This is a genomic window from Peribacillus sp. SIMBA_075 (assembly GCF_046534585.1).
In genome coordinates, this window is record NZ_JAWRYN010000075.1 from 1 (window position 1) to 11,154 (window position 11,154).

9 protein-coding genes and 1 pseudogene are annotated in these 11,154 nt (G+C 37.3%); 7 read left to right on the forward strand and 3 right to left on the reverse strand.

Going from position 1 to position 11,154, the window contains the following annotated elements; translation table 11 throughout:
- The first annotated feature begins 436 nt into the window (after nt 1–436).
- From SB775_RS26585 to SB775_RS26595, 3 genes and pseudogenes are all read left to right on the forward strand, one after another.
- On the forward strand, nt 437–601 hold the full coding sequence (locus tag SB775_RS26585) for a hypothetical protein (RefSeq protein WP_410864120.1): 165 nt from the start codon (nt 437–439) through the stop codon (nt 599–601).
- A gap of 17 nt (nt 602–618) precedes the next feature.
- Nucleotides 619–778: pseudogene (locus tag SB775_RS26590) on the forward strand (PadR family transcriptional regulator); the annotation flags it as partial.
- Nucleotides 779–993: 215 nt separating this feature from the next.
- Entirely contained in the window at nt 994–2,589 is a 1,596-nt protein-coding gene (locus tag SB775_RS26595; protein WP_410864121.1) for a spore germination protein, read from the forward strand.
- 90 nt (nt 2,590–2,679) lie between these two features.
- Here the strand turns inward: SB775_RS26595 and SB775_RS26600 are convergent, their stop codons facing one another.
- On the reverse strand, nt 2,680–2,844 hold the full coding sequence (locus SB775_RS26600) for a hypothetical protein (protein WP_410864122.1): 165 nt from the start codon (nt 2,842–2,844) through the stop codon (nt 2,680–2,682).
- A 645-nt stretch (nt 2,845–3,489) separates the two neighbouring features.
- Between SB775_RS26600 and SB775_RS26605 the strand changes: the two genes are divergently transcribed.
- Together SB775_RS26605 and SB775_RS26610 are read left to right on the forward strand one after the other, a co-directional pair.
- Nucleotides 3,490–4,698, forward strand: a complete 1,209-nt coding sequence (locus tag SB775_RS26605) for a Ger(x)C family spore germination protein (RefSeq protein ID WP_410864123.1) — start codon at nt 3,490–3,492, stop codon at nt 4,696–4,698.
- A gap of 420 nt (nt 4,699–5,118) precedes the next feature.
- Nucleotides 5,119–6,237 (forward strand): GerAB/ArcD/ProY family transporter, encoded by a 1,119-nt coding sequence (locus SB775_RS26610; RefSeq protein WP_410864124.1) that lies wholly within the window; start codon nt 5,119–5,121, stop codon nt 6,235–6,237.
- A gap of 1,101 nt (nt 6,238–7,338) precedes the next feature.
- Here the strand turns inward: SB775_RS26610 and SB775_RS26615 are convergent.
- Complete coding sequence (locus SB775_RS26615) at nt 7,339–7,509, reverse strand: hypothetical protein (protein ID WP_410864125.1); 171 nt, start codon at nt 7,507–7,509, stop codon at nt 7,339–7,341.
- Between the two features lie 235 nt (nt 7,510–7,744).
- Between SB775_RS26615 and SB775_RS26620 the strand changes: the two genes are divergently transcribed.
- Complete coding sequence (locus SB775_RS26620; RefSeq protein WP_410864129.1) at nt 7,745–7,834, forward strand: fumarylacetoacetate hydrolase family protein; 90 nt, start codon at nt 7,745–7,747, stop codon at nt 7,832–7,834.
- A 714-nt stretch (nt 7,835–8,548) separates the two neighbouring features.
- On the opposite strand, the gene SB775_RS26625 is transcribed toward SB775_RS26620, so the two are convergent.
- Nucleotides 8,549–9,823, reverse strand: a complete 1,275-nt coding sequence (locus SB775_RS26625; RefSeq protein ID WP_410864126.1) for an IS110 family RNA-guided transposase — start codon at nt 9,821–9,823, stop codon at nt 8,549–8,551.
- A gap of 201 nt (nt 9,824–10,024) precedes the next feature.
- Here SB775_RS26625 and SB775_RS26630 point away from each other — a divergent pair, with 201 nt between their 5' ends.
- On the forward strand, nt 10,025–10,339 hold the full coding sequence (locus SB775_RS26630; RefSeq protein ID WP_410864127.1) for a TIGR04104 family putative zinc finger protein: 315 nt from the start codon (nt 10,025–10,027) through the stop codon (nt 10,337–10,339).
- Nucleotides 10,340–11,154 lie beyond the last annotated feature (815 nt).

Here is an 11,154-nt window from a genome sequence, read left to right on the forward strand (position 1 = left end):
CCCCTCTCAGATAGACTGTTAAGAACATTTTATCATGCTCTCTTTTTACTCTGTCTACCTGTAGGGGATAATACCAGCTCTCTTTTTATTTCTCTTCTTCATGACAGATAGGTAAGAGTTTGACGTTATCGCCCCCTTTTCCCCCTGCTCTCGTTTATGGTTCTATCCTCAAATAATATGCATATACGATGGATAAAATTCACTAATCCATTAATCACACATAAAGGTGTTTGGCCCACAGTAGAGATGACTGAAAGGCTTCCTAAATCCCGCAATACTCTCGTATAACTATTTATTTTCTAATGTATTAAAAATTGGATAATAGCCATGATAATAGTGAGGACATCGAACACTTCATTCGGTAACACTATAAACTTGGAGTGTTAAAAGAAAATGAACAATGCATAAAATCGGATAATAAAAAAGAGAGCAAACCTTGTTTTATGAAGAAACAGAATTTACTTCAAACAAACAGGAACTTAGTGAACATTTAGATGAAAAACTTAAAAATAAGAAAGAATCTTTAGAGAACAGCAGTGACTTGCTCGCCTGTGAATCTTCATGGCTTAAAGTCAAGATTATTTTTATAAATGGACCTTAGCAAATACATAGTAGTGAATAAAATATGAAATAACAAGTGCATTGAAAAAACACCTACATTTCAAATCCCTAACGGTTCCATAGATCCAATATTAAATAGGATAACTAAAAATAACTGTGCAATTTCTTATTGGAAGAAACACAAGTTAGACCAAAAAGAAAATATTATATTATCACCTTACAAATAAAGGGGATGAAATGTTGAATAATCTTTAATGATTACAAAGTTCTATTATGGGGCGGCTTTAAAAAAAGGAAGGGTGTTAAAGTAAAACTCATGAATAAAAATGTCTTTTTTAAAATTATCTTATCGAATCTTTTCTCAATAATTTTGAAAGTAAATTAATAAGTCCACCTTCTAAAGAAAAAAAGGCTGAGTGGGGGATAAAATGTATGAGTTTATTTAAGAAACAAAGAAAAAACAGAGTTAATCTCTCCTCATTCGAACAAGACAATCAAAATAAGAAAACGAACAAAGACTTGTTAAAAACAAGCCTCCAAGGAAACATTCAACATGTAAAGCAAAAGCTTGGAAATAGCGGCGACATCGTGATTAGAGAAATACAAATTGGAAAAGAGGGAATCGTTAAAGCATGTATTTTTTATACCGATGGTTTGGTGGACACTAATTCCATTCAGAACTTTATCATGGAATCACTCATGTTAGATATCCACCCCGATCAGATGCCTATGATATCGTCTCAACAGAACGTTTTACAAGTATTGAAAGATCGCATCCTTGCGGTTGGAGACATACAGGATGTTACGGAATTCAGTTCTTTACTGAATTCCCTGTTATCAGGGGATGTTATTCTCTTATTGGATGGATATGCACAAGGTTTTACAATCGGTATGCGTGGAGGAAAAGACCGTGGTGTAATGGAATCCACCACGGAAAGCGTCGTTAGGGGGCCAAAGGAAAGTTTTACGGAGAACTTGCGTACCAATACGGCGTTAATTCGTCGAAAAATAAAAACCCCCCGACTTTGGTTGGAATCGAAAAAAATTGGAGAATTGACCAAAACCGATGTAGCAATCATGTATATTGATGGAATTGTGAATGACAAAGTCGTCGAAGAAGTGCACAAGCGTCTGGATCGAATCGATATCGATGGAATCCTAGAAAGTGGTTATATTGAGGAATTGATTCAAGATGAAACGTATAGTCCCTTTCCGACTATATATTATTCGGAACGTCCTGATGTGATTGCCGCGGAGCTTTTGGAAGGGAAAGTTGCCATACTAGTGGACGGAACGCCGATTGTTTTAGTCGTTCCTGCACTGTTCATCTCCTTTATTCAGTCTGCGGAAGATTATTATCAGCGTGCAGACATTAGCACCCTTATTCGTATGCTTCGTTTTTTTACTATTTTTATTGCTCTACTAGGACCATCCTTATATATCGCTATTACCACGTACCATCAGGAAATGTTACCAACCCCACTGCTGATTGGTCTATCCGCTCAACGAGAAGGGGTTCCCTTTCCTGCATTCATTGAAGCTCTCATGATGGAAGGGGCGTTTGAAATCTTGCGAGAAGCTAGTTTACGAATGCCAAAAGCTATAGGACAAGCTATATCTATTGTAGGAACACTGGTGATAGGAACAGCGGCAGTAGAGGCTGGAATCGTATCGGCTGCCATGGTAATCGTTGTTGCAATCACGGCTATTTCAAGCTTTGTTCTTCCTGCGTTTACCATGTCCATGTCGATTCGAATGCTCCGTTTCCCGATGATGGCGCTTGCTGCCTCTTTCGGCATATTCGGGATAATGGTTGGGTTCATTGCACTTGTTCTTCACATGTGCAGCTTGCGTTCCTTTGGGGTTCCCTATATGAGTCCTTTTGGTCCTTTTATCCGTGAAGACATTAAGGATACGTTTATTCGGGTACCTATAACGTGGATGTTTGCTCGCCCCCGTTTAATCAGCCAGAAAAACAATAAACGTGAACAAAATTCGGCACCGAAACCGCAACGGAATAAAATGTAAGATTGAAACTAAAATTATCTAAAAGGCGTCAAAATACACAAAATGCTTCTATTTAGATTGGATGAAATCATTTATCATGGCGATTCTAAGCTACCAAAAAGGTATAAGAATGATTGGAATTTTGACTTGTCTGTGAATGTATAAGGTAAATACAAAGATTTGACGGACCGTATCCCATTCATAAAGCAAATAGAGAAAGGAGTAGTTGAAAGTGGTGGCTGTTGCAGGAATCCTTGTCATCGTCGCTGTGATCATCGCGATTGATGTTCCTCCTTTGGTGAGGAAAAATTAAAAAAGGAACTATGGATATTTTCCATTCTTCTACTATTCGGTCCCGCGTTAAGCATCGCCCAAGCGCTGAATATCAAGATTCCCAATCCACTAGATTGGATTACAGATATTTATAAACCGCTTTCCGACATGATTGAAAAATTATTAAAATGAAAATGGAATATGCAAAAGATGCTTAGAACGGCAAAAATGGGCATGTAATCATTTATCATTAACGTTATAAATCATCGAATCTAAGGTATTATTTTTTTAGAAGCATTTACCGTAACATGTATTCTAATCTCTTATGTGCGAATTTTATCTTCCGATCAGGATTTACGTTTTTTTTCGAACGATCGCTAGCCCTAATAATATTTGAGAGAAAAAAAGCCTACAAGTTAGAGAATAAGGAATAAATATAGTCTTAATAGATGCTTGGAAATAGACTATATTTGGAAAATAGACAATAGATAAGCTTATGATGCTCTTCCCTAGAAGAAAAGTCAACATACGGTAGTTCTTTAATTTCAACGTTTGGGCAAGAGCGAAGATGGATCATAAAATGAAATCGTCACATAACCCGTAATAAACCAAATAATAGAAAAAAATCGAGCGAAAGGAGTTTAACCTATGAAACGGAGCTTTACAATGCTTATCATGCTGATTGTATTTCTATTTATCACTACGGGTTGCTGGAATCGTCGTGAATTAAATGAACTTGCTATTACGCTGGCCATAGGTCTGGATAGTACAAAGGATGGTCAATATCTTGTAACCGCCCAAGTAGTAAATCCAGGAGAAGTAGCTGGAAAGGATGGTGGAGGTAGCGGACTTTCATCGGTCATCATCTATCAGGCGAGAGGGAAAACCATATTTGAAGCTATCAGAAAAATGACAAAAGAATCCCCAAGGGAAATTTATCCTTCACATCTCCGAATACTCGTGATTGGTGAGTCATTAGCAAGAGAAGGAATTGGAAAACTGTTAGATTTTCTCTCAAGAGACTGGGAAATGCGATCAGATTTTTATACCGTCGTAGCTAAGGGAATGAACGCAGAAGATATCCTGAAAGTACCCACAGCTTTAGAAAAAATACCTGCCAATAATTTGTTTAGTACCCTTGAAGTCTCAGAAAAAGCATGGGCAGGTACAAGTGCCGTTACATTAGATGAATTGATCGCGGGTATGGTAAGTGACGGAAAAAAACCGGTGTTAACAGGAATCCAAGCAGATATAAAAGGTGATGAAGAAACTTCTTTGAGCAAACAGAATGTAGAAATGATTGATTCCCCTGCTCGAGTAAAGTATGGTAACTTAGCTGCATTCAAAAAGGATAAATTAGTCGGTTGGTTAGATGAGAAACAAAGCAAAACGTATAACGTTATTACAAACAAGGAGAAAAGTACAGTTGTGAATATACCATGTCCTAAAGGCGGAAAAGCTGTGTATGAAGTGAAAAAGTCAAACACGGAAATGAAGGGTAAGATAAAGAATGGAAAACCTGAGATAGATCTAAATGTTCGTGTGGAAGGCAATGTAGGTGAAGTAGAATGCCATATCGATTTGACAAAACCAGAAACGATTGAAAAATTAGAGGAAATTTATGAAAAAGAAACGAAGGAAATCTTCAAAAAGGCAATAGAACAGGTACAGGAAAATTATAAAGTAGACATTTTTGGATTTGGTGAGGCGGTTCATCGAGCTGATCCTAAAGCCTGGAAAAAACTCAAAAAAGATTGGGATAAAAATTTTGAGAACTTGCCTGTAAATATAAAGGTACAAGGAGAAATCCGACGCCTCGGTACGGTTGGTAATTCATTCCTGGAAAAAATGAAATAATTGGTTGGGCTTATACAAGGAATAAGGTTACATTTAGACAATTTAGAATGACCCCCTCCCAATCAATCTTGGGAGAAGCCATTCTAAAATCCTTGTATATTTGGTACCCCAATACGCTTCGCTCCCCCTTTAAGACCGTGGGTTACTCGTCCACCACCCAGCCAACGTAGCACGTTGGATTGCACTAAAAAAATCAATCTACCAACCTTGGAAGGCTCCCTCACCGGTAGGTAGGAACAAAAGCTGGTTTGTTACATGCCAAGAGGTCTTTGTTAGATGAGTCCGTAAACTCCTTAATGCTCCCTTCGGTACGCTTACCATTGACAGACGCCAAATGTAGCAGCACTCCTAAAGCTAGAGTTTATTCTAACAAAACAAGGGCAACAATAGGGATTATAACCATTGAGGGGATGTTGAACTATGGTAAAAGATATTAAAATTAGTGCTCGGCAATTTGCAATATTAGTTATTTTATTTTCTATAGGTACGACCATCTTAGTTATTCCTAATAGGCTGGCTCAAGAGGTAAAACAAGATGCTTGGATTGCAGCTGTAATCGGTATAGGCATAGGTTTATTGCTGGTGGCTTTATATATCGCTATAGGCAGGATGTTCCCCACTATGACACTTGTTGAAATCAATGAAACACTTCTCGGAAAATGGTTAGGTAAGGCAGTTTCTCTTACGTTTATATTCTTTTCACTTAACTCCACTGCAACACTATTGTTTTTTGTTGGGAGTTTCTTAACTACGCAGATGATGCCTGATACACCCATTGAAGCGATCTATATTCTTTTCGCATGCATCTTAATTATGGGAATTCGCCTTGGTCTTGAAACGTTGGCTCGTACTGGAGAAATTTTATTTCCTTTCTTTGTTTTTTTATTCATAGTTCTAGTGGCCTCAATATTTTTACCTCCTGTTCAATTTAAGTTTGAAAATATACAACCCGTATTTGAAACAGGAATAAAACCGATGATTCATGCTGTTTTTATTTTTACAAGTATTTTTTCTATACCATTTATTGTTTTATTAATGATTTTTCCTGTTTCAGTGAATCAACCAAAAGCAGCTGAAAAAAACTTTTTTATTGGAATACTAATCGGCGGAATCTGTTTACTTATCATTATCGCTTTAACTATTCTTGTTTTAGGCGCAGATAATAGTGCCAGACAAACATATCCAAGTTATGCTGTGGCCAGAAAAATAAACGTTGGTGATTTTCTTCAAAGGATTGAAGCAATAATGGCTATCATGTGGGTTATCACGATTTATTTTAAAACGGCTATTTACTTTTACGCGTCCGTTATCGGTCTTGCACAAACATTGAATATGAAAGATTATCGGCCACTTACGCTACCTTTAGGGATGATCGTGATTTCGTTTTCCTTGATTGCACATCCTAATATTGTCTATGTAGGCACATTTGATAAAGAAATTTGGCCGATATACGTTTCAACGTACGGACTTGTTCTTCCATTACTCTTATTAGCAGTCAATGCAATCCGGAAAAAAATAAAATACCTCTATAAATGGTAACTTGTTCCGATTATTGTACCGAAACTATGCTAAAACATGGCCAAAAACAAGACCGCGGGCTTTTGAGACACCAAGAGGGTCTTGGTGAAGTGAGTCTATCAACCCCTTATCCTCCCTTCGGTCCGGTACCGTTGACAGACGCCAAATAGAAAAAGGGTGCTTATCTAATTTTAGATAAGCACCCTTTTTCTCTTTCATCTCATCTTTAGTACATTCTTATTTTACACTAGTTTACATTACCGGAATTTCTAGACTAATAAAAAAGAGGAAGTAAATGAGAGTAAAAATGAGTGAATCAACGAAAAAAGAGGACGCTACGTTAAAATTACACCTACATCCCCCCACGAAACAGTTTCTAATTTCGCGTATGACCTCGATAGCAACACTCCAAATACTTTAAAAATACTCCAAAAGACTGATGTTATTGAAAAAAATTACATAATATACTCACTTTGTAAATCATCACCAATGAACAAGGAGGTGATCATTTATGAAGAAAAAATTGTATTTGTTTTTAACTGCATGTACGTTTTTACCTAATTATGTTCATGACAAATTCAAAAGCAGAAGCTGTAACATCAAAAACAATTTACATTGGTGAAGGTAATGCTTATGAGTCAGGTAGACTTTGGATTTATCCCGGTCAAATAGTACAGTTACGCGTAGATAACTACGGAAGTGTTAAGGTTAAAGCAAGGGCTTGGCAATCAGTACGGAGTAAAAATATATATTACTATAATTATTGGATTGAAAATGCAGGAAGCCGTAATAGTATAAGACCTGTTACTGGAACTTACTTTTATTTTGATTTATGGTGCAGGTACGCGTTTGCTGGTTCCAATGTAAGTGCTTCGATGTCAGTAACAGCATATTAATAGACTTTGAGTTATTCACTTCAAAAAAACATGAAAAGTATCCTGAAATGCAAAAGGAACTTAGAATAGAATGATAACCTCGATAGAATATAAAATCCAATAACCCCGGTGACTAGGCCGGGACTGGGTTTTACCTGGTGAATGTTATATAATTAGGGTATGACTTATTAGACATTGTTGGTCATACTCCTTTTTTATTTGGGCATAGAAAAAGAGCTTATAAGCTTCATTGTTCACTTTCCGAAAAGTCGAGCAATGAAGCCTTTTTTTCTGTTTTTTCCGCTTCTCTTTCTGCTTTAATAGTTTCTATTGCCTCTTTAGTAGCAGCCACTTCTTTTTTAGTGGATTCCACTTCTTCCTTGGCCATTAATAAAAGCTGTTCTTCTTTCTTTTCCATCGTTTTAACCACGGCAGCAGATACTTCAGCGACTATTTTATCTAATCGTTCATTAAACCTTTTTCTCGTTCTTCTTCATATTTTGATTTTTCGTTTAGACGTTCCACTAAAACGCGGGTCAGTTCGGATTGTTTTTCTATGGTTTTGTATTGCTGGTCCATTCTAGCCGTTATATCTTAAATTAGAAGTTGGCTGGATTATTGGAAAAGATAATAAACTTGGTGAATCTGTAAGAATTGAAGAAGCTGAAGATTATGTATTTGGATTAGTTTTGGTGAATGATTGGAGTGCACGTGATGTTCAAAATTGGAGTATAAACCTTTAGGACCTTTCTTAGCGAAAAGTTTTGCTACCTCTGTTTCACCATGGGTAGTTCCATTAGTTGCACTAGAGCCGTTCCGTGTGGATGGACCTTTATATTTTAAAGGCTTAATGGCAAGGCTCTTGATATGTGAGGTGATAGGGAATGACTAGAGATATACCCAAGGAATTAGCTCAAGCATTAGCAAATAAAGGAGCAGCATCCCATTCTATTAAGAGCGTCGATAAACCAAAAAGATAAAGGATCAACCGAAAACGAGTTTAATGCCACCTTGTTCATGATTTTGACCTGGGGCGTATCTTCTTTTTTGAATCGCTTTTCTTAATGAACTCCCTCAGTTTAATAGATAATGCTCACGAATACTCGCTTATTCGCAGGATTTCAAACCACATGGTATAGGTTGCTTTAGATGAACGAAAGAGATAGGACCGTTTTGATAAGATGAGGGCAGATTGAAATAGGGGATCTATTGAAAATCCCATATTATTACATATACTGCACGCATTTCCACGCTGCCCCTGGAGGCTTTCCCTCCCATGTCTCAACGGGTCATAATCCTATGCCCTTTCATTCCTTCGTCATACCTATCCAAGGGGTGGAGGCCGGTTTTGCTAACGGAACGGGTCATTGCCCTTTTGTTCATTACATCCAGTACTTCGTGCTTTCTTTGAAATCCTACGAATAAGCCAACTTTCGTTAAATAACAATGTGATAAATTTACGCTGCTAGTTGTTCAAGAGGGAAGATCATTTCCAGTTTATAGGCAGTGCCATTACGAGCTATCCCTACTAGGACACGGGCGAGTTTTCCACAAAGTTTCATGATGGATTTCATTTTCTTAATCTTCTTCACTTTAACATTGTTCGAGTGTAGGGCTTTAAACTCAGGGTTATTCATCACCAGACTCATGGTCGCAAGGAAGAGGTAACGCCGCAGGCGTGATCTTCCACGTTTGGAAAGAACAATTTGGCCTTTCCACTTCCCAGAGCTTGCCTCAGCGAGATGCAATCCTGCATGACGAAGGAGCGCATTCCCGTGAGCGAACCCACTCAGATCTCCAGCTTCTCCTAAGATTCCCGCCAGTGAAATCTCACTGATTCCTTTAATGGCAAGTATTTGCTTAACGAATGGAATCTGTTCCAATACGTTTGTGACTTCTTGCGTCACTCTTTCGAGTTGAGATGAAGCGAGATCATATTCCTCTAATAACTGTCCCAAGTGAAGTTTATACGCATCAAGGGCTTGTTTCGTACCAATTGAACGCTTGGCCAACGCAAGCAGGGAACGGGCTTTTTTATGCCCGGAATGTCGCTTCATACATGATTTCCACCCGGTTACGATATCTTGAGGCTGTAAGGAACATAATTCAGCTGGGGTAGGAAAGAGGCGTAGGGTTGCGATTGCCCCTTTACATGATACGTCTTTAAACACTTGCCGGAGCTCGGGAAAAACAACATCCACCCAGCGGTTAATTTGGTTGATGGAGCTTACAAGACGCTTAACGATCACATCTCGGTTAGCCATAAGGACACGAAGTTTTTCAAATGATTCTGAAGTGGAACGAACGAAGGCATAGTAGCCATTCTTCACCATATCAGCGATGACAAGGGCATCTTTTTTATCACTTTTGGATTGCGTATTATCACGATTTTCTTTGTTTCTTTTGACATGGTGAGGATTGACCGTGACGACATCAATGTTTTGTTTGACTAGCCACTTTGAAAGGTTTATCCAATAATGACCGGTAGGTTCCATTCCGACTATCGTGGTGTCTAGGTTTTTCATTTGTTTTAGTTCCTGGATCCAGTTTAGTAATCGAGTAAAACCCTCTTCGTTATTTTCAAAAGACAAGGGTTTCCCGACCACAATGCCCCGAAAGTTTACAGCACGGGCCACGTGTACGTGTTGAGCAATATCCACACCAACAACTAGATGTCGATCCGTAATTCTCTCAATTAGTTGATTTTGTTTGTTTTGCATTTTAAAATTCATAGTAGAGCTTCCTCCTTAAGATGAGTTTTGGTTTGTGTGTACTCTCATCATACTGAGGGGCTCTGTTTTTTTCAAAGCCGATAATTAATGCTCTACAGGAATGCTAACGGGTGCGTTAGTTGAAGAAATTTCGGGAAATTTTTCTTGAAGAATAAGGTTAGAGTTCATGCTAAGATTCTCTGTAAAGAGAGGTGTTTTTTTTTGAACATACAGAAGTGTGAATCTTGCGAAAATCAATTTACATGGAGAGAAGTGGAAAGGACCACTACAGCTGGTTTTGGTTATCAGCCACTTATATGCAAGAAATGTGGAACTAAACATGAAGTTACTACGATGACCAGAATCATAGTTGCATTGTTGGTACCAATATTCATATTCATTCTTAACTCCAGTAATCTTCTCCCTTTTTATATTCCTTTTTATGTAGGATTGCCGATCATACTAGTTTTATTTTTTGCCGTCATGCTTAGCTTCCCTTATTTCGGAAAATATAAAGCTGTTCAAAACCGTAAATAAATTACAACTTTCTTCAACTAACGGGTCCGTTAGCTTTAGATCGGAGTTGTCTTTTAGGCAGATCCTTCTTTATGCAACTAAACGGGTGCATTAATTAAAGAAGGGATTAACGCTATTTATAGGGGAGTTGGAATTGTATGAACCTCTTTAAATTTTTTGTTTATCAAGTCGTGTTTTCTATGATTGGTATAGCAAATAATTATTTTTTTAAAGACATTATTTATGAACAGTTCCATATCAATAATAAATTAATTGTTTCACTGATTAAGACACCTATTGATTTGATAATAATTTATTTCGTCTTTAAGTTATATTTCTTATTAAAAATTAAGTTGAGATATAAGATTTTAATTCATATAGGTGCTTTTATTGTTGGGTTTTTAATTTTAGGGCTAATACTTAATCAAATTGTTATTTAAAATAATCTAAAGTTCAAGGAATGAGTTCTTCTTCAACTAAAGGGTGCAGTAGTTCAACAAATTAAAGTTGCTACGCAACCTTTTTCTTATTCGACTAACTGGCAGGTTAGTTGACGATGAGAAGATATAAAAAAGGTCTTTTCCAAAGCCCTTAAAGGAGTAATATCAGGTAGACAAATAATTGTTACAAGGGTGGATATCTTATCAATTATCAGGAGGATTTATGGAGTGAAGAATTGGGTAATTCGAGTTCTAGTTATTATTGCAGGGTTACTTCTATGGGCTGTTTTGAGAATTCTATTTCATTATCCTTATTGAACTAACGGGTGCGTTAGTTGTGCGAAATGTTTCTAACTTAAATTGAGAATGGTCACATTACTCAGGTAAAGGTTAGAC